This window comes from Allobosea sp. 05T439 (assembly GCF_056396005.1).
In genome coordinates this window covers 114,595-137,545 of record NZ_JBFTKP010000003.1, presented here as the reverse complement: position 1 = coordinate 137,545, position 22,951 = coordinate 114,595, and the positions used below count along the sequence as shown (strand labels likewise).

Here is a 22,951-nt window from a genome sequence, read left to right as displayed (position 1 = left end):
AGCGCTGTGATGTCGGGGGCGTTGCTGTCAGGTGCCGAAGGCGGCGCACGCAGCCGCAAGGCTGCGCAACATGCCCCCCAGCAGTGCCGCCGCGCTGCCAGGATCGCATATTCGCGAGCGCCCGCCTGTAGCGCTGCGTCTCATTTGTGATGACGCTGCGTCTCAATCGTCCGGACGTCGTCTCGTCCTGGGACGGCCTATGCCCCTGCGTCGGCGGCATTGGTTCCACCAGGCAAATCACCCTAGGAGTGATCGGGCAGGTTCCGAACGTGCGGGGCAAGTTCCGATCTTGGCGGGGGAGAGCGAGCGATGCGGCAGGCCCGGGGGGCGACTGCTCCGGTGGCGGCGGAAGAGCTCGTCCTGTCGACCGACATGGTCGAGCCTGACCTGCGCAGCGATCTCTGGCGCGAGATCTCCCGCCCGTTCTTCGAGACGACGGCGCATCCCGACGATCGCGGAGCTGTGCTTGAGGGCTCGATCCGCTCGCGGGCGCTGGGCGCACTGCTGATCGGTCCGACCAGCTTCAACCAGCAGCAATACAGCCGGGACCGGCGCACCATCCTGCAGGGCGGGCTGGATCAGTACTTCGTCCAGCTCTTCGTCGCCGGCACACTCGAGGCCGATTGCGAGGGGGAGGCGATATCGGTCGGCCCTGGCGATATCTGCGTCTTCGACCTCGCCCGGACCTTCAGGAGCAGGGTCCGGACCGGCTCCACGCTGTCGCTGGTCCTGCCGCGGGAGCGGGTCGACCGGGTGGCGGGGGGGCGCAACCTGCATGGCCTGGTGCTCAGGACCGGAGATCCGATCACGCGCCTCCTGAGCGACTTCATCGTCAGCCTGTCCCATGTCTCGCCCGTGATGAGCGACGACGACCTGCGGGCGATCGAGGAATCGGCGATCTTCCTCATCGCCTCGGGCCTCGCTCGTCACGCGCCGGGGATCGCTCTTCAGGACCCCGTGCTGGGAAACGTCCTGCGTCAGCGCATCCTGGCGTTCATCGAGGCCAATCTGTCGGATCCCGGCCTCAACCCGGCCGTGCTGACTTCCCGCTTCCGGGTCTCGCGCGCGCATCTCTACCGGATGTTTGCCGGCGATGGCGGTGTCGCCACGATCATCCGCGAGAAGCGGCTCGACGCCTCGTTCCGCGAGTTGGCCAGTCCCGCCGCGCCATCACGCTCGATCACGCAGATCGCGCATGAACAGGGCTTCTCCAACAGCGCCCAGTTTCACCGCGCCTTCCGCGCGCGCTTCGGAATGGCCCCGGGTGAAGCCCGTGACGCGGCAGCCGCACGCCCCTTCGCCGATCAGCGCCTCCAGCATGTGCAGGTTCATTTCGACCAATATGCGCAGCAGCTCGGGGCGGGCCCCCTGCCGAAATGATCTCTCACTTCCCCCCGTGAATCATCCGCCAGATCGCCTGTGGCGTCGCCGGCATGTCGACATGCCGCACGCCATAGGGCGAGAGCGCATCGACGAGCGCGTTCATCACCGAGGGCAGCGAGCCCGCGCAGCCGGCCTCGCCGCAGCCTTTCGCGCCGACGGGATTGGTCGCGGTCGGGCTGCCCTGACTGGCGAATGAGAAGAAGGGCAGGTCGGCAGCGCGCGGCATCGCGTAGTCCATATAGGACCCCGTCATGAGCTGGCCGGCCTCGTCATAGGCGGTCATCTCGTAGAGCGCCTGGCCGATGCCCTGCGCGACGCCGCCATGCAGCTGCCCCGCGACGATCAACGGGTTCACGATCGTGCCGAAATCATTGACCATGACATAGCTGACCACCGCGACCTCCCCGGTCTCAGGATCGATCTCGACCTCGGCGACATGACAGCCATTGGGATAGGCCGATGGCGCCGACTTGAAGACATGATCGACATCCAGGCTCCGGGGCAGCTCCTTGGGCAGGTCGGGGGTCATGCGCACCCGTTCCGCGAGCTCCATGATACCGATCGCGCGGTCGGTCCCGGCGATCGTGAACCGGCCACGGCCAAACTCGAGATCGGCGACGCCGGCTTCCAGAAAATGGGCGGCCAGGAGCTTGCCCTTCTCGATGACGCGATCGCCCGCTTCCATGATGGCCGACCCGCTCGCCATGATCGATTTGGAGCCGCCGGTGCCGCCGCCCGCGATCAGCCGGTCGCTGTCGCCCTGGACGAGTCGGATCTTGTCGAAGGGCACGCCGAGCTTGCTCGTCAGCACCTGGGCGAAGGGCGTCCAGTGGCCCTGTCCGTAATCGAGCGTGCCGGTGACGATGGTCACGCTGCCATCGGCTTCGAAATGGAGGCCGGCCATTTCATTGCTTGGCGGCGCGGTGACCTCGAGATAGCAGCCGATGCCGCGGCCGCGGAGCTTGCCGGCCTTCCGGCTCTGGCGCTGCCGCGCCCCGTAGCCCTTCCAGTCGGCCGCCTTGAGCGCTTCTGCGAACAGGGCCGGGAAATCGCCGCTGTCATACAGCGTCCCGACCGGCGTCGCCCAGGGCAGTTGCTGCGGAGCGACGAGGTTGCGCCGCCGCAGGACGGTCTTGTCGATCCCCATTTCCACGGCGGCCGCATCGATCAGCCGCTCCATGAAGTAATTGCCTTCGGGGCGCCCGGCGCCGCGATAGGCGCCGATCGGTGCCGTGTTGGTGACGACGCATTTGGTCTGCACCTCGACGAGCGGCGTGCGGTACATGCCGATGCTGTTCTTGCCGATATTCGTCGTCGCCATCATCGGCCCGACAGGCGAGAGATAGCCGCCCATATTGCCGATGCCGCTGAAGCGCGTCGCCAGGAACCGGCCGCGCGCGTCGAGCGCCAGCTCGGCCTCGAAGACCATGTCGCGGCCATGATAGTCCGAGACAAAACTCTCGGAGCGCTGATCGGTCCATTTCACCGGCTTCTTCAGCAGGCGGGCCGCGTGCAGCAGCACGACATATTCGGGGAAGACCGAGGATTTCATCCCGAAGGAGCCGCCGACATGGCCGGTKAGCAGCCGCATCCGTTCCGCCGGCACGCCCATTGCCGCGGCCAGGTTGTTGCGCATCCCGAACGCGCCCTGGCTCGGCGCATGCAGCGTGTAGCGGCCGGTCTTGCGGTCATAGGTTCCGACCGCCGCACGCGGCTCGATCGGGTTCACCACGATGCGGCTGTTGACGATGCGCAGCTTCGTGACATGGGCGGCGCTGGCAAAAGCGGCCGCGACCTTGCTGGCATCGCCGAAATGATAGTCGAGGACCACATTGCCGGGGACGTCGTCATAGAGTTGCGGCGCGTCCGGCTTGAGGGCATCCTCGTTGGCCGTGACCGCGGGCAGGATCTCGATATCGAGCAGCACGGCCTCGGCCGCATCGCGCGCCTGGATGGCCGTGCGAGCCACGACCATCGCGATGGGATCGCCGACAAAGCGGACCTTGTCGGTCGCCAGGGCGTTGCGGGCGGGCTTCCTGATCGGGCTGCCGTCCCGATTGGGATGCTCGACAACGCATTTCAGCAAGCCGTAGCCTTGGCCCGCGAGATCCTCCCCCCGATAGATCGCGACGACGCCCTTCATGGCTTCGGCCTGCGAGATATCGATGCCGCGCAGGACGCCATGCGCGTGCGGGCTGCGGACGAAGGCCGCGTAGAGCTGCCCCTCCAGCGAGACGTCATCGGTATAGCGGCCCTCGCCGCGCACGAGCACGGGGTCCTCGTTGCGCGGGACGGGCTGGCCGACCTCGAATGGCATCGTCGAAAGCTCCGCTGAGGGCGTGTGCTTATTCATCAGGAGGCACCGTGAGTAACGTGCGAGCCGACCGGCAGGCAACGTCGCTAGACTGACCCAAAATGGCGGCGCCTGTCCTGCAGATGTCGCATAGGCGCTATCCGCAGGCGGCGCATTCCGAAAAGTCAGCCGCCCGGAGGGAGGTTCTGGTTCTGGGCGCCATCCGAAGGGGTGGCGCTGAACCCTGGGAGGGGCACGGCCGCTCTATCTGGCTCGGCGTAGGCCTGGAACAAGAGATGCGCCGCGATCGGGATCGCGGCGCATCATGGCGAAGCAGCGTGCGGGCGGATAGGCCACGGGGCTGACCGGGGCCGGGTTCTACTTCACGACGGTGAGCCACATCCGCGGCTTGTTGTCCGAGTTCTGCACCAGGGACGTGATCCGCGACCGGGCGGCCCAGGCCATGGGTTGCTGATGCATTGGCAGGAACATGTGCTGATCCTTGGCGATTTTCATCGCCGCGGTCAGCATGGCGGTGCGCTTGGCGGCGTCGTTCTCGACGGCGGCCTGGGCGTTCAGGGCGTCGATCCTGTCATCGCCCCATTCGCCCCAGTTGAAGACGCCGGCCGCGGCGTCCTTCTTGTGGATCACCTGTGTCAACAGCGAGGACGAATCCAGGGTGGGCTCATTGGCCCAGCCGAAGGCGACGACGTCGAACTCGCCGCGAACCCGCTTCGGCGTCTGCTGGCTGCGCGGGGCGATGCTGAGATTGGGCCGCAGGCCGATGCGGGACCACATCGAGGCGACGGCCTGGCAGAATTCCTCCTCGTTGATGAGTGCGTCACTGGCGCAGTTCATCAGAAAGGAGAAGCCGTTGGGATACCCGGCCTCGGTCAGAAGCCGGCGTGCTTCGGCGGCGTCGAAGGGCAGGCGCTGGTCGAGCTCGGGCGTGAAGCCCGGGATCGATGGCGCGACAAGGGCGCCGGTGGTGCGAGACAGGCCACGCATGGCGCGCGACTGGATCGCGGCGACGTCGATGCCGCGATACATGGCTTCGCGGACGCGGATGTCGCGCAGCGGATTCTTGTCCTGCACATCGCTTTCCACGAGCCGCTGTCGCCAGTTGAACCCGAAGAATGTCGAGCGCACCTCGTTCGCCTGCAGGACCTTGATATCCGGCGAGGCCGCGAGACGGCTCAGGTCCTGGAGCGGAGCGGAGTTTGTGAAATCGATCTCGCCCGACAGCATGGCCGCGACGCGGGTCGCCGCCGACGTAATCGGCACGAATTCGATGCGCTCCAGATTATGGACGGGCTTGTCCCACCAGCCAGTGTTCCTGACGAAGACTGTCTGGGTGTCCCGTCGCCGCGAGACGACCTTGAACGGGCCGGTGCCGTTCGTGTTGTTTGTGGCGAAACCCTCGACGCCCTTGCCGGCATCGGTGGGCAGAAGGCTGTTATTCGCGACCAGCCACGCCTTGTTGAAGATGTGGACATTGGTCAGGTCGTTCAGAAGCAGCGGATTGGGGCTGTCGAGCTCGATCTCGATGACGGAGTCGTTGACCTTTCGGGCGCTCTTGTAGCCGTGCAGCTCTCCCCGCATGGGCGAGGTCGGATGCGTGATCCGCTCCAGCGATGCGATAACGTCGTCAGCGCTGAAGGGGGCGCCGTCGTGGAAGGTGACGCCGGGGCGCAAAGTGAAGCGCCAGAGCGTCGGCGAGGCGACGGTCCAGGCGGTGGCGAGGGCGGGTTCGATTTCCTGCTTGCCGCTGTAGCGAACCAGCCCCTCATAGACATGGTTTAGCACCGACAGGGCGTAAGTATCTCCGTAGGAGTAGGGGTCCAGCGAGCCGATCTMGCGGGGCGACCCCCATTTGAGAGTCTGCGCTTCGGCGCCTCCCATTCCGGCATGTCCGACGCCCGCCGCGAAAGCGGCTGCCATCACCATCGAAAGCAAACGGCCCATCCATCCCTCCACCATTGTCGTGCGGGATCGCACTGTCGACAATAAATGCATACGATATTGTTCTGTTTTTGCATGCAATAGCCTTTATGGATTGTGGCGTGTTTTTAGGGGTGACTGTATGCAATCCTGTGCTAGCGTCACGGTGGCGAGGCAAAAACGGTAGGCACAAATGACAACCCGTCGCGTGGTTCTTCAGCTCAATCAGCAGCAGATCGAGTTACTCGGGCGCGCGATCGCAGCGACCGGGGAGCGCGATGTGCAGGCGCTCGTACAACTCGCGCTGCGCGAGGCTGCGGCGAAGCAGGCGACGACGAATGGCGGGAGCGCACGGCAATGAGGACGGAAGTCGCCAGGATCCGGCTCGAGCCCGGTACCGGGAAGGCCATCGAAGTCAGGGCGGGCCAGATTCTGCGTATCCAGCAGATCGAGGGGCAGCAATGCGTCGACTTCAACTGCTTCAATCTTCATGATTACAAGGAATTCATGCATTGCGGGCGCACGCGCACGGTGCACGGCTTCAATCCCAGCAAGGGCACGTTCCTCTGGTCGGCGCCGCCGCGCGAGCGGGCGATGCTCTATATTTTTGAAGATACCTACGGCCGGAACGATGTGCTCTTCCCGCGTTGCAGCGCCTATCTCTATGAGAGCGCCTATGGCTTCGCACGGCACACCAACTGCCACGACATCCAGGCCGAAGCGCAACGCGAATACGGGCTGACGCCGGACGACGTGCATGACAGCTTCAACCTGTTCATGTGCACGGAGATCACCGAAAACGGATCGGCAACGATCACGCGACAGGCTTCGCGGGCCGGCGACTATGTCGATCTCCTGGCTCTGATGGATGTTCTGGCTGTGCCGAATGTCTGCGGCGCCGATATCATGCGCACGAGCAATTTCGCGCTGAAGCCGGTCGAGGTGATCATTCTCGAATCGACGGAGGAGGATCTCGCGCGGGTTCCGCGCACGCCGATCCTGTCCAGCCAGCGCACGCCGCGCGACTTCAGGAATCCGACGATCAAGGCCGACCGGGAACTGAGCCGCGATCCGGCCTACAAGCCGGAATTCACCAATGTCCCGTTGCAGCAGGTCCGGATCGAGATCGATCTGACGGAGGAGGATGTCGCACGCCTCGAAGTACTGCGCCATGCTGTGCACGGCGACGACGACGGGGCGGCGCTGCGCGACATCGTCTTCTCCTGGTGGGAGGCGCGCTTCCTGGCTGCGAAGAGCGGCGCTCCTGCTGTCGACGGAGCATAGGATGCAGGTCGCACCAACGGGTTCTCTGCTCATCAGGCAGGTCCGCCTCTGGCGAGGCCGGGGCCTCCCTCTCTCGCCGCCCCAGGATATCCTGATCCGGAACGGCACGATTGCTGCGACGGGCGACGAACTTGCAGCGCCCGAAGGGAGCGCCGTGGAGGATGGCTGCGGCAGGATCGTCATCCCCGGACTCGTCGAAGCCCACACGCATCTGGGCTATTCCTTGCTTGGGCTGCCCTGGTTCCGAAACGAGGTCGGCCCGGCCCTGGCCGACAAGATCCAGGCGGAGAAGGATGAACTGCGCCGGCGAGGGATCGACCCGGAATTGCAGTCGACGCGCCAGCTTGTCCGGTCGGCGGAATTGGGGTCGACCCTGCTTCGCGGCCATGTCGCGATCGACACCGATGTCGGCCTGTCGCCGCTGGAGGGCGTGCTCAGATCACGGGACGCATGCCGCGGGACGATCGAGGTGCAGACCGTTGCCTTTCCGCAGGCGGGCCTGCTCTCGCGGCCCGGCACCCTCGAGCTGATGGAGGAGGCCCTCCGCATCGGCGCGGATATCGTCGGCGGCCTCGACCCCAGCCAGATCGACCGTGATCCGCGCGGCAGCCTGGACATGACATTCGGCCTTGCCGAGCGTTCAGCCAAGCCGATCGATATCCATCTGCACGAACCTGGAGAGCTCGGAGCCTTCAGTGTTGAACTGATCCTCGAGCGCACGCGGGCGCTCGGCCTTCAGGGGCGCGTGATGATCAGCCACGCCTTCTGCCTGGGCGATATCGGACCGGCTCATGCCGGTCGTCTCGGCGAGATGCTGGCGCGCKAGCAGGTCGCGATCATGACGACGGCGCCCCTTGCCAGGGCGTGCCCGAGCCTTGCTCTGCTGGCTTCGCTCGGCGTCATCGTCTGTTCCGGTTCGGACGGCGTCCGCGACACATGGGGCCCCTTCAATAATGCCGACATGCTGGAACGCGCGATGCTGGTCGCTCAGCGCAACGGCTTTCGCCGCGACGACGATCTCGAGCTGGCGCTTGACAGCTGCACCTTCGGCGGGGCGCTGGCCCTGGGCGTCGCAGATTACGGACTGCATGACGGAGCACGGGCCGATCTCGTTCTCCTGACGGGCGAGACGCTCGCCGACGCAATCGTCTCGCGCGCGCCGAACCGGACGGTTGTCAGGCAGGGCAGGGTGATCGCGCGCCACAGCGAGATCACGGCCGCTGCTGCTGCGTAGAGCGGTTTCGGCCTCGTCACGAGCGCGGCGGCGCATCTCCCTGCTGGCGCCGCCGTCCTCGGCGAGCGCCTGCCCGGAGATCGCGGATACTAGCGCCGCGCGTTGAAGCTGCGGTAGGCATCTGCCGCGGATGGAAGCGGCCAGTCGGCGTAGAAGGCGCGCAGATGCGGGTCGAGCGCCTTGACGAAGGCGCGCCGTGCCGTCTCGGCCTCGCTCGGGGGGCGCTGCATGGCCGCTTCGATCTCGCTGAGCAGCTTTTCCTTGTCGATCGTGGCGATGCGCCCGTCGCGCAGCACGTGGCGCCCGTCGATCAGCACATCGCGGATCATCCCCGTTCTGGCGCGCTGCACCAGCGCCGAGACGATCTCGGCGTCGGGATCGAGATAGGGCTGCGCCAGCTGTTCCCAGTCGATCACGACGATATCGGCCGCACGCCCGGGCTCGAGCCGGCCGACCAGGCCGGCAAAGCCCGTCGTCGCCGCGCCGTGCTCGCTGGCCATCCGGAAGATGCGCGCCTCGGAAAGCGGTTCGTAGGCATGGCCTGGCGTGCGCTGCAGGTTCCAGGCGAGGCGCATCTCCTGCAGCATGTCGCGGTCGTCATTGATGCCGGCCTGGTCGATGCCGAGCGCGACCGGAATGCCGGCCCGGTCGAACTCCTTGACGGGCGCGATGCCGCTGCGCAGCCGCAGCCCGGAGCTTGCATTGTGGCAGACGCAGGTGCCGCTCTCGGCGAGCAGCGCGATATCGGCGTCGCTGCACCAGATGCCGTGGCCGATCGTCATGCGCGGGCCCAGCAGCCCGAGATCGGCGAGGTGGCGGACGGCGGAGCCGTCGGTGTCCATCTCGGCGAACCGGCGCTGATACGGCGTCTCCAGCAGATGCATATGCAGCCCCACATCATGGCGCTGGGCGAGGTCGCGCTGCGCGATCAGGCTCTCGCGCGTGCACCATTGCAGGTTGGACGGCGCCAGCTGGACCCGGCTCATGCCATCGGCGGGTTGGCCCCAGCGTTCCGCCAGGGCTTCGAAATGCTCCGTCAATGTCTCGACCAAGGTCTGGGCCGTTGCCAGGATCGCCGCGAGCTGTTCGCGGAGCGGCGACGGCAGGCTTGCGAGAAAAGTCTCGTCGGCCCCGTAGACGATCCTGTTCCGGTCGCGCCACATGAAGGAGAAGGACGCCCGCATCCCGATCTCGGCATAGGCCCGCATGATCGCGTCCGGCGCATCGAGCCAGCGCGCGCGCGGGCCGACCGGTCCGCCATGCAGATGCTGGACGGTGGTCACGCCCGACTCGATCATCTCGATCGCGGAGTAGAGCGTGTCGAGATAGGGGTCGAGCCCGCGCCAGCCGAGAAAGCGCGGCAGCCAGAGTTCCAGCGGCAGGAACGGCGTGCCGTGCTGGAGCGGCGTCAGCCCGGTATGGTGATGGGCGTTGACCAGCCCGGGCATGACGAGATCGGTCGGCCGTCCGATGCATGCGGCGCCGGGATGGCGGGCGATCAGCTCAGAGGCCGGCCCGATCTCGGCGATGCGGCCAGCTTCGATGAGCAGGGCGCCGTCGGTGATGATCCGGGCGCGGTCGTCGCCGTCGACGCCGCACAGGACATGGCGGCCCCGTACGATCGTGCTCTGCGTGCTCGCAGGGTTCTCGTTCAAGCGGTTCAGCCCTTGCGAAAGGCGCGGCACTCGTCCGCTCGCCAGCCGATTTCGATCCGGGCGCCGCGCGCGAGCTCCTGGGGCAAGCGCATCGGATCGGCCTTCGCGATCAGCTCCTGCCCGCCGAGCTGGAAGACGACGCGGGTCGCCTCGCCGAGATAGACCAGCCGTTCGACCTCGAGCACATATTTGTTCTCGGTCTCTCCCGGCGTCAGGGCGATCCGTTCCGGGCGCAGGCACAGCACCGCCTCGTCCCCAATCGCGAGCGCATCGATGGACTGCGCCACCACCTCGACCCCGTCGGCGAGGCGCACGGTGACCGTCGCATCGCTGCGGCCCACGACGACGCCGTCGAGACTGTTGTTCTCGCCGACGAAGCCCGCGACGAAGGCATTGGCCGGGCTCTCGTAGAGTTCCTCCGGCGTCGCGAGCTGCTGGATCCTGCCCTGGTCGAACACGGCGATCCGGTCCGACATGGTCAGGGCCTCTTCCTGATCATGCGTCACATAGACCATGGTGACGCCGAGCCGTTCGTGGATCTGCTTCAGTTCGTACTGCATGCGCTCGCGCAACTGCTTGTCGAGCGCGCCCAGCGGTTCGTCGAGCAGGATCAGCTCGGGCTCGAAGACGAGCGCGCGGGCCAGCGCGACACGCTGCTGCTGGCCGCCGGAAAGCTGCGCCGGCATGCGCTTGCCGAACGCCCCGAGCTTGACCATGTCGAGCGCAGTCGCCACCCGCCGCGCGATTTCCGGTTCGGATAGCTTTCGCGCCCGCAGGGGGTAGGCGACATTGTCGGCCACCGTCATGTGCGGAAACAGCGCATAGTTCTGGAAGACCATGCCGATCCCGCGCTTGTAGGGCGGCAGTGCGGTGATGTCGCGGCCCTGCAAGGTGATGCTGCCATTGGTCGGCGTCTCGAAGCCGGCCAGCATCATCAGGCTCGTCGTCTTGCCCGAGCCTGAGGGGCCGAGCAGCGTGAGGAATTCGCCCCGGGCAATGTCGAGGGACAGGTCCTTCACGACGAGGACCTGGCCGTCATAGCTCTTCTGGACATGCGAGAAGCTGACGAGCGGCGCGCTGGGGACAGGCGCGTCGCGATGTGCGGTTGCGGTGAGGGTCATGGCCTACTCCGTCCAGGCGCGCAGGGAGGGCGGGAAGCGCTCAGCCGCGCTGCGGCCGAGGATGTCATGTGCGGCGTGACCGTCCCAGACGGCCCGGCTCGAACGGGCGGCCGCGTCGATGATCTCGTCCTCGTCGGCGACCAGCAGCCGCTTGCCCTCGACGAGCAGGCGGCCAGCAACGATCACGCTGTCGATCATCTCCGGGGTCGCCAGATGCACGATCGCCCTGACCGGGTCGGGATTGGGGCCGAAGGTGAGCGAGCGCGGGTCGATGACGACGAGATCGGCCTTGGCGCCGGGCGCGATCCGCCCGAGATCGGGGCGTCCCAGCGCCTGCGCGCCGGCAAGGTTGCTCGCGGAGAAGACGCTTTCTGCCGGCGCCTCCTCATGATTGTTGTCGGCGAATTTGTTCATCAGCGACGCCATCCGCATCTCCGAGAACATGTCGAGCGGATAAGTATCGGTGCCGAGCGCGACATTGATGCCGGCCCGGCGATAGCGGGAGAAACTCTCGAGAGCGAGCCCGCGCCGGGAAAAGGCGACCGGGGAATGCGCGACATTGACCTTGGCCGCGCCGAGGATCGCGATGTCGTCCTCGAGCGGATAGCCGACCGCACGGTGCGAGGCGATATAGACGCAATGCGCCAGGATGGTTGCTTCGTCGAGCAGGCCTTCCTCGGCCAGGCACTGGACCGGGGTCTTGCCCGTCGCACCCATCGTCTCGAAGAACTCGCGGTGCTGCTCGACGAAATGCAGGGTGAAGGGCACGCCGAGCCCGCGCGCCACCTGCTTCGCCTCGCGCCTCAGCGCCGGAGTCGAGACATAATATTCGTCGAGCGCGATCACGCCGGACAGCCGGCCGTCGAGAGCGCCGCGATGCGTCTCGATGAAACGGGCGCTGGCTTCCAGCGATTTCAGGCCTGCGGCATCATCGAGTTCGCGCACGACCCGTCCGTCATCCTCGAGCCAGTAGCGACCACCGGCGACGATCGGTGCCCAGACGAGCCTGATGCCGAATTCCTGCGCCACCTCCAGCATCAGCTCGCCGTCGCGCGGCCCGGCCGGGGCAAAGGCGAGGACGGTGGTGACGCCCTGCCGAAGCAGCGTGGCGAAGCCATAGCGCAGCGAGGCGCGCGCATCCTGCGGAGCGAGGAAGCCGGGGCGGCCGGAGCGGCTCGCCGGCAGGAAATGCAGGAAGCTCGAGCGGATGAAGTCGCGCCGGCCGCTGTCGATCAGCTGTCGCGGGCCTTCATGCGCGCCGATATGGGCATGCGTGCTGATCTGGCCAKGAATGACGATCCTCCCGCGCGCATCGATGCGCCGCTTCGCCTCTCCGGCAAAGCCCGGTCCKACGGCGACGATCTCGTCTCCGGAGATGGCGATGGTGCCGCCCTCGAGATAGCGGTGCTCCTGTCCGTCGAAGGCGATGACGGTTCCACCTTCGATCAGCAGGTCTACGGTAGCGGCGGGCATCAGGCGGTCTCCAAGGGGTTTCGCAAGCGTTGCGAGCGGGCGCGCAGCCACTCCATGACCAGCATCAGCAGCACCGAGACGACGAGGAGCACCACGGCCGCTGCCGTGATCGTCGGCGAGATATTCTCGCTGACGCCGCTGAAGATCTGGCGCGGCAGGGTCCGCTGCTGCGGGCTGGTGAGGAACAGGGCGATCACGAGCTCGTCGAATGAGGTGACGAAGGCGAAGACGGCGCCTGAGGCGACGCCCGGCGCGATGATCGGCAGCGTCACGGTGCGCAAGGTCCGCAGCGGCGAGGCGCCCAGGCTGGCCGCGGCTCGCGGCAGATTGGGGTMGAAGCTCTGCAGCGTCGCCGACACGGTGATCACGACAAAGGGCAGCGCCAGCGCGATATGGGCCAGGATGAGCCCGAGATAGGTGCCGACGAGATTGATCGACGCGAAGAAATAGAAGGCCGAGACCGCGATGATCACCACCGGAACTGCGATCGGCGTCACCAGCAGGGCGACCAGGATCGGCTTGAACCGGAAGCGGGCGCCGTGCAGGCCGAGCGCCGCCGTGGTTCCCAGCGTCGTCGCCGCGACCGTGGTGACGAGGGCGACGAAGACGCTGTTGGCGAGCGCGCCGGTCCAGAGCGGGTTGGTGAAGAACTCGCGATACCATTGCAGGGAAAGCCCCGGCAGCGGGAAGACGAGCAATTGTCCCGCGGTCAGCGACAGCGGCACGACGACGAAGATCGGCGCGATCAGGAAGACGAAGACCAGGGTCGTGAAGATCCGGGACCCGATCAGGACGGCCCGCTCGGTGGCGGGGATGTGAGTTGCAGCGGCCATGTCAGCGCACCCTGAGCCGGTCGAAGCCGACGAGCTTGCCGAGCGCGAGATAGATCGCCGCGACGACGAGCAGGAGGAGGGCGCCCAACGCCGAGGCCAGGCCCCAGTTGACCGCCGAATTGGTGAAATAGGCGATGAAATAGCCGATCATCTGGTCGCCAGGCCCACCGACGAGCGCCGGGGTGACGTAGAAGCCGACGGAGAGCACGAAGACGAGCGTTCCGCCCGCTGCCAGTCCAGGCAGCGTCAGGGGCAGGTAGACCGTGCGGAAGACCCGCAGCGGCGGCGCGCCGAGAGAAGCGGCTGCACGCAGGTGATTGCCGGAAATACCCTTCATCACGCTGTAGATCGGCAGGATCGCATAGGGCAGCAGCACATGGACCATGGCGATGAAGACGCCGGCCCGGTTGAAGATCAGCGCCAGCGGCTGGTCGATCAGGCCGAGCGCGATCAGGCTCTTGTTCACCAGCCCCTCGTTCTGCAGCAGGATGACCCAGGCGGTGCTGCGGACCAGCAGCGAGGTCCAGAACGGCACGAGCACCAGCATCAGCATCCAGCTTGCGGCGCGTGGGCCGGCCCTGCTCATCACGGCGGCGACGGGATAGCCGATCAGCAGGCACAGCGCCGTGACGCCGAGGCTGACCGTCAGCGTGCGGCCGTAGAGATCGATGAAGATGCGCTGCTCCGGCGCGACGCGGCGGATCTCGCCGTCCGGCGCCTTTTCGAGGTCGAGCGCGGTCAGCAGGTAGAAGCTCGTCAGGCGGCCCGATTGCTGGTGCAGCACGCCCCAGATCGCCGGATCCCGCCACTTCTCGTCGATGGCGAGGAAGGCTGCCTTCGTCGCGGTGTCATCCACGGCCGGCAGGCGCCGCGCCGTGCGGGTCAGCAGACCCCGGAAGCCGGGCAGCGCGTAATTCAGCCGGCGGCCGATCAGCCCGAGCGCCGGGGTGTCGCGGATTGCCCGCAGGTCCGCGGCCAGCGCCGCGAAGGCCGCTTCGTCCGGCTCGCCCTGGCCCGACCAGGCCTGCATCACCGCCGCGGTCTGCGGCAGGTAGCCGGGCACCTCGGGATTGTCGACGCTGCGGAACATGAACAGCGCCAGCGGCACCACGAAGAAGAAGGCGGTGAACAGCACGCTCGGCGCGAGCAGCGCCAGCATCCGCCAGAGATGGCGTCGCTCCGCCGCGCCGACCTGGGCGGCGAGACTGGCCGTCCGTGGCGTCGGCGCTGCTGCCAACTCATGAGATGTCGCGGCCATGCTCATCACTGGGCCACGAAGGTTGCGAAGCGCTGGCGGATGGCGTCGCCATTGTCGAGCCAGAAATTGATATAGGTCGGGCCCGCCTGCATCATGCCGTTGCGCGCCTTGGGATCGGGCAGGGCGGCGCGCCTGGCCTCGCTGAGCAGCGCATTCGCGTCGGAATTGGCCGGCGGGTTGCCGAGTTGCTCCATGTAGCGGGCCTGGGCGGGCGGCGACAGCTGATAGGCGATCAGCCTGGCCGCCGCATCCTTGCGAGGCGAGCCCTTCAGGACGCCGAAATAGATCAGCGCGTTGGTGTAGCCGGCATCCCAGACGATGCGCAGCTTGCGGTTGTTCGAGGCATTGGCGGCGTTGACACGGCCGAGCCAGCCATAGCCCATGCTGACCTCGCCGGTGAGCAGGAGCTGCATCGACTCGTCGCCGCTCTTCCACCATTTCACATGCGGCTTGATCTCGGCCAGCTTGCGGAAGGCCCGGTCGAGGCCCCCCGGCCCGGTCAACACCTTGACCACGTCGGAGGGCGCGACGCCGTCAGCCATCAGCGCGATTTCGACGGTCTGGTCGGGCTGATACATCAGCGCGCGCTTGCCGGGAAATTTCGCGACGTTCCAGAAATCGGCCCAGCTACGGGGCGCCGCATCGCCGCTGAGCTTGTCGGAATCGTAGACCAGCGTGCCGGGGGAGGCGAGATAGGGGGCACCGCAGGCACCGAAGCCGCCGACCGCTTCGAAGGCCTTCGCATCGACATAGTTCGACCAGTCGATCTTCTCCAGCAGCCCCTCTTCGCAGCCGGCCGCTTCGTTGATCGGGTTCAGGCTGATGGCATCCCAGACGAGGTTGCCGGTCTCGACCTGCGTCCTGATGCGGGCAAGTTCCTGGTTGAACGTGTCGATATTGATCTTGATGCCCGTCTCGGCGGTGAAGGGCTCGAACACGGTCTTGCGCTGGAGCTCGCCGGGCTGGCCGCCCTGGTTCGCGACCGTAAGCGACTGGGCCGTGGCGGGCTGGACGGCAAGTCCGGCAAACGCCAGCCCGATGGCGAGAATGGCCTTCGAGGTCTTCATGTCACGGCTCCCTGTGCCGGGGACGGCTGGATTACTGGGCGGCGAAGGTGATGAAGCGCTGCAGCAGCGCGTCGCCATTGTTGAGCCAGAAGTCGAGATAGAGCTGGCCGCTTTGCAGCGAGGCGAGGTGCAGGTGATTGGCCGGCAGCGTGGCGCGCTCGGCCTCGCTCATGAAGGCATAGGCTTTCGCATTGGCCGGCGCGTAGTCGATGGTCCGTGCGAAGGCCGCCTGCGGTTCTGGCGAGGAGGCGAGAGCCAGGAAATCCAGCGCGATGTCCTTTTTCCTGGTGCCCTTCATGATCGCGATCATCTGGCTGCCTGAGACATGGCCGGCGCCGAATTCGATCTTGAGCGCGCGATTGTTGGTGCGGTTGGCGATCGCGACCCGCCCGTTCCAGGCGAAGGTCATGACGACCTCGCCGGTAAGGATGTTCTGCATCGACTCGTCGCCGCTCTTCCACCATTTGATATGGGGCTTGAGCTCGGCAAGCTTCCTGAAGGCGCGGTCGACGCCGCCCGGCGCCGCGAGCACCGTCATGACCTCGGCCGGTGGCACGCCATCGGCCATCAGCGCGACCTCGAGCGTTTGCTCGGCGCGGTAGAGCAGGCCGCGCTTGCCGGGGAATTTCTTGACGTCCCAGAAATCCGCCCAGGTCCTGGGGGCCTCCCCGCCTTCATAGCGCTTGGTGTCGTAGACCAGGGAGCCGGACACGAAATTGTTCGGTAATCCGCATTGGCCGAAGCCGCCGACTGCGGCGAAGTCCTTGGGATCGACATAGCGCGCCCAGTCGATGCGCTCGATCAGGCCTTCTTCGCAGGCTGTCGCCTCGTTGATCGCGGTCAGGCTGACCACATCCCAGACAAGATTGCCCGTTTCGACCTGCGAACGGAGCTTGGCGAGTTCCTGGTTGAAGGAATCGTCGACGACGACGTGACCGGTCTTCGCCGTGAAGGGCTTGTAATAGGCGTCGCGATAACCCGCGCCGGCAGCACCGCCATTATTCGCCACCGTGATTGAACCCGCGGCCGCCGCCATGGGCAGAAGGCATGCGAAGAGCGCCAGCCCGGCAGCCAGTCCGTTCCGTACCGCCATGTCGAAGATCTCCATCCCGATCGATTGGTTGCTATATTGGTTGCGTTTTTTATCGCATTGTGTCCCGTCTGGTTGATAATCCACACGTCACGATAGGCGCTGTCAATGGGGTATGTGCTCGTTATTTCTTGACATGTGGCGCAAAGCTTAGGCATCTGCTTTTCAACCAGACAAATGATTGGTTGCAATTATGACTCGCCAGCGGATGACCGATGAGATTAGATCGACGCTCGAGGAGAGCATCGAGTTGATTTTCGAGGGGACCATTCAGGACAGCGACCGCCGCCTGCCGACCGAGCGTGAACTTGCGGCGCGTCTTGGCGTGACCCGGCATGCCGTCCGGCACGCGCTGGAGCGTCTCGAGGCCCGCGGCTCACTTTGGCGCCATGTCGGCCGGGGCACCTTTCGCGGCCGGCGCACGGAGATCGAGGCGGCGACGGAAGGCACTGTGGCCAATTGCAGTCCGCGCAATATCCACGACGCGCGCAGGATGCTCGAGCCGTCGCTCGCCTCGCTCGCTGCCGTGAACGCTTCAGCCGCTCAGATCGCCGAGATCGAGGCCGCCTGCCGCCGCTGTGCGGCTGCGCGCAACATGGATGCCTACGAGGTCTTCGACGAGGGGTTTCACCGCGCGATCGCCGCTGCCTGCGGCAATCCGCTGGCGATCGAGCTGTTCGAGACCGTCAACCGGGCTCGCAAGGAGATCGTCTGGGGCGCCATGCGCCGCGCGGTGCTGCGGCCGGAGCGGCGCGCCCATTTCAGCGCCGAACACCGGCGGATCGCGGAGGCTATCGCCCGGCGCGATGCCCACGAGGCCTGGCAGGCCGTGATGACGCATATGGACACGATTTCCCAAGCCTATGACGCACTGCGCCCGGGCGAGCCTTTCATCCTCTGAACCCGATACAGGAGCCGTCAGTGCAGCAGGAAAGCGTCGACCTCGGAGTCCGCGGTCGCATTGTCACCATGGACAGGAACCGGGCCGTCATCGAGGACGGCATGGTCGTCTCGCGCGGCGGGCGTATTCTGGCAGTCGGCCCGCGCCAGGAGATCGCCTCGCGCTACCGTTGCGAGCAGGTTCTCGGCGACGAGCACGCCATCATCATGCCGGGCTTCATCGACGCCCACACCCATTGCACGCAATGTTTCGTGCGCTCGCTGACCAGCGGCGAATTGCCGATGATTCCGCGTCTTTACAGCCCGGCGCAGCGCTCGCTGAACGCCGAACAGGCCGGTACGACCGTGCGCCTGCTCGCAGCGCAGCTCCTGCGTTCCGGCATCACCACGATGTGCGAGGGCACGCTGAACCCCGCCCACGAGCCGGCAATCGTCGCCGCGATCGAGGAGACCGGCATACGCTGCGTCATGGCGCGCGGCGCCGCCGACCAGGACTTCCACCATGCCGCGCTCTACAGCCAGATCGCCGACCGCTCCTGGTACAAGGCCCGGGAGGGAGAGGCCGAGCGCGAGCTCGCCGCCACCGAGGAGTTCCTGAGACGCCATCCGCCGCGCGGCGACGGCCTGATCCGCGGCTCCGTCAACGTGTCGGCCCTGATGAATTTCTCCGAGGCCTATTTCCGCGGCGGGGCGGAGCTGGCGCGGCGGCACGATACGACGATCCAGGTCCATATCGGGCGCGACCGCGAGGAGGTCGAGTTCTGCCTGTCGGTCTTCGGCCGCAGACCCGTCGAGCGCCTGGCGGATCTCGGTGTCATCGACGAGCATCTCGTTGCCGTCCATGCGGTGCTTGCCAGCGAAAAGGAGATCGAGCTGCTGGCGCGCGGCCATGCCGGCCTGGCGCATTCCCCGGTCGAATGCGTCGCCAATCTCAACGCGATCCCGAACCTGCCGCGCTTCCGTGCGGCCGGCATCCGGGTCGCTCTCGGCTGCGACAACCAGGCCAACGACATCTTCGTCAACATGCGCGCTGCCTGGCTCATCCATGGCGTGAAATGGGGCATCGCCGGCTATGACGCGGATTTTCTCGCCGCCGGCGACATCATCGACATGGCGACGATCGAGGCCGCCTCGGTGCTCAGAATCGACGACATTGCCGGATCGCTCGAGCCCGGCAAGGCCGCCGACATCGTCGTACTGGATGGAAGCGGTCCGCATCTGATGTCGATGCAGCATCTCTCGAGCGAATTGCTGCGCTATGCCAGCCGGGCCGAGGTCACGAGCACGATCGTTGCGGGCAAGGTGCTCTATTCCAACGGTGCTTTCACGACGATCGATATCGACAGGCTTCGCGGCGAGGCACTGGCCGGCCGCGACCATGTCCGCGAGATCGTTGCCGGTMGTCGCTACAAGCCATTGCCGCAATGGTAGCTGCTGGCCGCAAAGTCAGACCCTGAAGCGGACCGGCGGGGGAGGTTGCAATCGCCGCCGCCGGCATCGGGGCGCCTGCTCGCCTTGAAGTCCTTCAGCCAGAGCATCGCGAAGCGAGCGGCGGGTTTATGACGCCAGCTGCTCGTCGCATGGATTTCCGGCGCCAGGTGATCTGCGTGCCGCATTGGGAGAAGCAGCCCCTGGCCGTGGCTGAAAATGCACTGGGAGCGGCGTGGCAACGAACCGCCCTTCAGCACAAGCCCTTGGAACGCCGTCCTATCCCATCGCCTCGCGCTGCTTCAGCAATGTGTTGAGCCGGTCCTGTTGTTCCTCGATCCGGTTCGCGATGGCCTCTTCCGCGCCCGATCCCGAGGTCGCGGTGGCTTGCTCCATCAGATCGGCGATATTCCGTCGGGCGATCGCAATCTGATCGTCGAGATCCTGCTTGGACGCGTTCTCAGGCATTGGCTGAACCTCCGGCCCTCTGCATGCCTCGATGTCAGGTTCCGGGCCGCTGGAACCCTGCTCGCGGCGCTGACGTTAGCTGATTGTGGTCCTCCGTGTGAGGCGAAATCGCGCTGGAGGAATCCGATGAGTTCAAACCCCATGCGAGCGTTCCTCTTCGGGACGGCACTGACTGCCTTGCTGTGCGCGGCTCATGCACAGGCCCAGCCGGCACCATCCCCCTCGATGGCCGGGCCGGAACACAAGGAGGGCACCGGGACTGGCTCGGGATCGTCGGGAATGGCGCCGCAGCAGGGCACTGGCAGCGGCGCGACACAGTATGCGCCGGGCGCCAATCGCCCCGAGCCGAACAGGCCGCCCTCTGCTGCCGACAGCCAGCAGAACCGCGACTACGGCCGGGACATGAGCCCTGACGGGCAGCCTATGCACCAAAGCAACCCTGTCGGGGGCGCCACGAAGCCCAATTGATTGCCGCGCCAGCGCAACGCGTCGACTCTCGGGCGGTCCGGGACGCTGGCCTGAAGGAGGGGCATCCTCGTGCCGTCCGGTCGGCAGGGCTTGTGGTTCGTCCCTTGCAGGTGGGGAATGCGCCCGATGGGCGGCGACCCTGTTCCTGCCGGTCGGGCGCGTCGATGCCGCGCGGAGAGCGACTTGAGGCGTCCTTCCCGGATCGCGTAGAGTTGGCATGTCCGTTGCTGCTCGCGGTGGTGAATGTCGAACCCGGTCAATCTCCTGAGTGCGAAGGCCGCCCTCGACGACAATTATGTACTGGTCCTGACGACGAACTCCGTCGAGCGAACGGCGGTCGAGCGACTGTTCCAGGAACGCACGGTCGCCAGAGTTGAACATCCCCATAACGGAGCGACGCTCGGCCGGATCGGAAATCGTTTCTGTCTTCACCTGACCGGCGAAGCTGGTGCCCAGGGGGACAAATCGATCGGGCGCCTGGCGCGGTACGTCACAGGCTCGTTCCTTCCGAAGCCGGTTCTCGTGGTGATCGTCGGTTTTGCCTGGGGAAACCCGGCGAAGGTGGCCCCTGGCGAGGTCGTCATCTCCAGGGAAGTCTGGGCGATCAATCGCGTGAGAATGACGGAGCAGGGCGAGGAAAGGCTTCGCACGCCCCGCGAAAGTCCGCTCGGCGACCTGAGTGATCACGTCGAGCGGCTCCTGGAGAGGGGGCTGACCGGGGTTCGAGCGGGGATTCTCGCCTCCTGCGAAACCTATTTTAGCCAGGATGAAGCCCGGGACCGGGTCCTCGCGCAGTATCCGGAGGTGTTGGGCGGCGAGATGGAAGCCTATGACTTCGTCGCCGACCTCGGAGTGCCCTGGTTCCTCATCAAGGGGATTTCCGATGATGCCGGCAACGGGGTCAAGCGAGACCGGCAGCGCTCCGCAGCTGCGGCTGCGGCCGGCCTGCTGCTTCCTCTGATCGTTGATCTTGAGGCGCAGGGAGCCATCCCGCCGCCTGCCGAGAGCCGGGACGCAGAGCGCCTGACCGATGCGGTGATCGGTCAAGCCATACGAATTTCCCCGCCCAGCCAGGACCGCGACGCGATTACCGATCACATCAACGACACCATCGGCCCCCGAATTGTCAGGAGGCTGTCGCGCTATACCTCCGATGCGGACGCCGATGGCGGCCTTCCGGAATGCCTGGGAGTGCTCATCATGGAAATTGCGCAGAACGCGATTGTCCATGGCGGAGCCTCCCATGTGACCTGCGCCTTCACCGAAACATCCGTAACGGTGAGCGACGATGGGCGGGCGTTCGACCTGACGATGCTGGCGGGCAAGCGCGGGGGAGCCATTGCGTGGGAACACTACCGGAAGCGCTATCCCGGCAGCGACCTGATCGATTTCAGTCAGAAATTCGGTGGGCGCAGAGGTAACAATTACAGATTCGAAATGAAGAAGCTTTCCAAGGCGATACGCTATGCTCGTGAAAACTGCATGTTGGTTCGTTCCGGGAGCTACGGAAACCATCTGGGCAGTCGATTTGCGTTCAATGCCGATTGTGAATGGCTCTATTATGATGCGACTGAGCTCTATATGCGGTCCAAGAGCATAGTTGTTACGCAGGAGCTGTGTGATCTGCTCGAGGAGGGCAGGGGGCTGTTCATTGCCTGCCGCAATCAGGATCAGGTTCAGGATTTCGAGGGGGAGCTGAGCCAGTACGCTGGTCCAAATCTCAGGGTCTTTGTCTCGAGCCGCGTCTGAGCCGGGCCCCGTTCATCGGCGCACGACGCCTTGTCCCGGTGCTTATCGAAGAGCCGCTCCGCGCCGAGGGCTCGTTCCTGGTTCCTCTCCGATGCGCGGAGGTCGGTTTTCGGTCAGCGCGGTCTCGCACCGCGACGCGGTCGGGCCAAACCAGAGGCTCTCTGCGTGGCCTTCCGCTTAGGCAGCCGTTGGGATTTGCAAGGCCCGCGCGATCGATCGCGGCGAGGACACTGCCCCCGGGGGCATGTTGATCTGAGGCATCAGGCCTGACCGGCGCGCGCGGGGGACGTCTCTGAAGGCGCCCGACGAACGCAGCGGGCATGGAGGAACGATGGGCGCTGCGAGCCCGTGGCTGGCCTCTTGATCCAGGTCAATGTTGCCCTTCGAGAACTGGCCAGAATGGGGTCAGCCTCGGACGACACGCATTTCCAAACAATCAGGAGGTGGCGATGAATGATCTGTTGCTTCGTGAATATGTGCTCAACGAGCTCGAATTCGAGCCGAGCGTGAGCGCGGCCCATATCGGCGTCGCGGTCGAGAACGGCACGGTCACTCTCTCGGGACATGTTGGCAGCTATGCCGAAAAGCTGGCGGCTGAGCATATCGTGCAGAGGGTGAAGGGTGTGCGCGCGATCGCTCAGGAAATCGAGGTAAGGCTCCCAAGCGACAAGAAGACCAACGATGACGAGATCGCGCAGCGCGCGGTCGACCTCATCAGTTGGGACACKACAATCCCGGACGAGAAGGTCAAGATCAAGGTCCAGGATGGCTGGATCACGCTGACGGGCAGTGTCGACTGGTATTTCCAGCGCGATGCCGCAGAGGCCGCCTTGCGCAAGCTCTCCGGCGTCGCAGGCGTCATCAATCTGATCGCCGTCAAGCCACGTGTGGAAGCCAGCGACGTCAAGAACAGGATCGAGAGCGCGCTGAAGCGCAGCGCGGAGCTCGAGGCGGGGCAGATCCGCGTCATGGTATCGGGCGGGCGGGTAACGCTGGAAGGAAAGGTCAAGGCCTGGCACGAGCGAGGCGTCGCTGAGCGGGCGGCCTGGGCTGCACCCGGCGTCACGGCGGTCGAGGATCACCTGGCCATTGCGTGACCTGATGTCGAGCGGCGTCGCATCAATCTGAACGGCCGACATCTATGATCAGGCGACGTTGCGCTGCAGTCCCATGCAGGCAGCGGTCAAGCTGACGGGGGGCGATGGGAGAGGCCGGGCAACGTGCTGGCACCCGCGCGTCGTGCTGGACTAAACCTGCCCATCGGGGCCGCCATGGCGGTATTTTTTGGACAGGCGTGCTGCCCTTT

The 22,951-nt window shown here is 65.9% G+C and carries 19 protein-coding genes; 9 read left to right on the top strand and 10 right to left on the bottom strand.

Going from position 1 to position 22,951, the window contains the following annotated elements; translation table 11 throughout:
- The first annotated feature begins 309 nt into the window (after positions 1 to 309).
- Positions 310 to 1,380 (top strand): helix-turn-helix domain-containing protein, encoded by a 1,071-nt coding sequence (locus AC1DIO_RS04600; protein ID WP_441504653.1) that lies wholly within the window; start codon positions 310 to 312, stop codon positions 1,378 to 1,380.
- A 4-nt stretch (positions 1,381 to 1,384) separates the two neighbouring features.
- Here the strand turns inward: AC1DIO_RS04600 and AC1DIO_RS04595 are convergent, their stop codons facing one another.
- Both AC1DIO_RS04595 and AC1DIO_RS04590 read right to left on the bottom strand, forming a co-directional pair.
- Positions 1,385 to 3,736, bottom strand: a complete 2,352-nt coding sequence (locus tag AC1DIO_RS04595) for a xanthine dehydrogenase family protein molybdopterin-binding subunit (RefSeq protein WP_476853163.1) — start codon at positions 3,734 to 3,736, stop codon at positions 1,385 to 1,387.
- 318 nt (positions 3,737 to 4,054) lie between these two features.
- A complete protein-coding gene (locus tag AC1DIO_RS04590; protein ID WP_476853162.1) occupies positions 4,055 to 5,641 on the bottom strand; it encodes an ABC transporter substrate-binding protein in 1,587 nt (528 codons plus the stop codon).
- A 169-nt stretch (positions 5,642 to 5,810) separates the two neighbouring features.
- On the opposite strand from AC1DIO_RS04590, the gene AC1DIO_RS04585 reads away from it, so the two are divergent.
- Genes AC1DIO_RS04585 through AC1DIO_RS04575 form a run of 3 tightly spaced genes read left to right on the top strand, consistent with a single transcriptional unit; the run spans position 5,811 to position 8,135 of the window.
- The gene (locus AC1DIO_RS04585; RefSeq protein WP_441504650.1) at positions 5,811 to 5,978 is read left to right on the top strand and encodes a hypothetical protein; all 168 of its coding nucleotides are present in this window, start codon (positions 5,811 to 5,813) and stop codon (positions 5,976 to 5,978) included.
- Entirely contained in the window at positions 5,975 to 6,901 is a 927-nt protein-coding gene (locus AC1DIO_RS04580) for a DUF1989 domain-containing protein (RefSeq protein ID WP_441504649.1), read from the top strand. The genes AC1DIO_RS04585 and AC1DIO_RS04580 overlap by 4 nt, the downstream gene beginning before the upstream one ends.
- Position 6,902: 1 nt before the next feature.
- The gene (locus AC1DIO_RS04575; RefSeq protein WP_476853161.1) at positions 6,903 to 8,135 is read left to right on the top strand and encodes an amidohydrolase family protein; all 1,233 of its coding nucleotides are present in this window, start codon (positions 6,903 to 6,905) and stop codon (positions 8,133 to 8,135) included.
- A gap of 89 nt (positions 8,136 to 8,224) precedes the next feature.
- Here the strand turns inward: AC1DIO_RS04575 and AC1DIO_RS04570 are convergent, their stop codons facing one another.
- The 7 genes from AC1DIO_RS04570 to AC1DIO_RS04540 are packed head-to-tail and all read right to left on the bottom strand — an operon-like array spanning position 8,225 to position 16,635.
- Entirely contained in the window at positions 8,225 to 9,790 is a 1,566-nt protein-coding gene (locus tag AC1DIO_RS04570; protein WP_441504647.1) for an amidohydrolase family protein, read from the bottom strand.
- Between the two features lie 5 nt (positions 9,791 to 9,795).
- Positions 9,796 to 10,911 (bottom strand): ABC transporter ATP-binding protein, encoded by a 1,116-nt coding sequence (locus AC1DIO_RS04565; protein ID WP_441504646.1) that lies wholly within the window; start codon positions 10,909 to 10,911, stop codon positions 9,796 to 9,798.
- A 3-nt stretch (positions 10,912 to 10,914) separates the two neighbouring features.
- A complete protein-coding gene (locus tag AC1DIO_RS04560; protein ID WP_476853160.1) occupies positions 10,915 to 12,384 on the bottom strand; it encodes an amidohydrolase family protein in 1,470 nt (489 codons plus the stop codon).
- Positions 12,384 to 13,217, bottom strand: a complete 834-nt coding sequence (locus AC1DIO_RS04555) for an ABC transporter permease (RefSeq protein ID WP_476853159.1) — start codon at positions 13,215 to 13,217, stop codon at positions 12,384 to 12,386. The genes AC1DIO_RS04560 and AC1DIO_RS04555 overlap by 1 nt, the downstream gene beginning before the upstream one ends.
- A 1-nt stretch (position 13,218) precedes the next feature.
- Positions 13,219 to 14,475 (bottom strand): ABC transporter permease, encoded by a 1,257-nt coding sequence (locus AC1DIO_RS04550; RefSeq protein ID WP_441504643.1) that lies wholly within the window; start codon positions 14,473 to 14,475, stop codon positions 13,219 to 13,221.
- 5 nt (positions 14,476 to 14,480) lie between these two features.
- Positions 14,481 to 15,542 carry an ABC transporter substrate-binding protein gene (locus AC1DIO_RS04545; protein ID WP_441488544.1) on the bottom strand — a complete coding sequence of 354 codons (1,062 nt, stop codon included), beginning with the start codon at positions 15,540 to 15,542 and terminating at the stop codon, positions 14,481 to 14,483.
- A gap of 31 nt (positions 15,543 to 15,573) precedes the next feature.
- On the bottom strand, positions 15,574 to 16,635 hold the full coding sequence (locus tag AC1DIO_RS04540; RefSeq protein ID WP_441504642.1) for an ABC transporter substrate-binding protein: 1,062 nt from the start codon (positions 16,633 to 16,635) through the stop codon (positions 15,574 to 15,576).
- A gap of 205 nt (positions 16,636 to 16,840) precedes the next feature.
- On the opposite strand from AC1DIO_RS04540, the gene AC1DIO_RS04535 reads away from it, so the two are divergent.
- Complete coding sequence (locus AC1DIO_RS04535; protein WP_441504641.1) at positions 16,841 to 17,533, top strand: FadR/GntR family transcriptional regulator; 693 nt, start codon at positions 16,841 to 16,843, stop codon at positions 17,531 to 17,533.
- 20 nt (positions 17,534 to 17,553) lie between these two features.
- Positions 17,554 to 18,963: an amidohydrolase family protein gene (locus tag AC1DIO_RS04530; protein ID WP_476853158.1), complete on the top strand. Its 1,410-nt coding sequence runs from the start codon at positions 17,554 to 17,556 to the stop codon at positions 18,961 to 18,963.
- A 276-nt stretch (positions 18,964 to 19,239) separates the two neighbouring features.
- On the opposite strand, the gene AC1DIO_RS04525 is transcribed toward AC1DIO_RS04530, so the two are convergent.
- Positions 19,240 to 19,428 carry a hypothetical protein gene (locus tag AC1DIO_RS04525; protein WP_441504639.1) on the bottom strand — a complete coding sequence of 63 codons (189 nt, stop codon included), beginning with the start codon at positions 19,426 to 19,428 and terminating at the stop codon, positions 19,240 to 19,242.
- Between the two features lie 126 nt (positions 19,429 to 19,554).
- Here AC1DIO_RS04525 and AC1DIO_RS04520 point away from each other — a divergent pair, with 126 nt between their 5' ends.
- The 3 genes from AC1DIO_RS04520 to AC1DIO_RS04510 all read left to right on the top strand — a co-directional run bounded on the left by AC1DIO_RS04520 (position 19,555) and on the right by AC1DIO_RS04510 (position 22,742).
- A complete protein-coding gene (locus AC1DIO_RS04520) occupies positions 19,555 to 19,896 on the top strand; it encodes a hypothetical protein (RefSeq protein ID WP_441504638.1) in 342 nt (113 codons plus the stop codon).
- A 243-nt stretch (positions 19,897 to 20,139) separates the two neighbouring features.
- Positions 20,140 to 21,645 (top strand): phosphorylase family protein, encoded by a 1,506-nt coding sequence (locus AC1DIO_RS04515; RefSeq protein ID WP_441504637.1) that lies wholly within the window; start codon positions 20,140 to 20,142, stop codon positions 21,643 to 21,645.
- A 449-nt stretch (positions 21,646 to 22,094) separates the two neighbouring features.
- The gene (locus tag AC1DIO_RS04510; protein WP_441504636.1) at positions 22,095 to 22,742 is read left to right on the top strand and encodes a BON domain-containing protein; all 648 of its coding nucleotides are present in this window, start codon (positions 22,095 to 22,097) and stop codon (positions 22,740 to 22,742) included.
- The last annotated feature ends 209 nt before the right edge of the window (positions 22,743 to 22,951 follow it).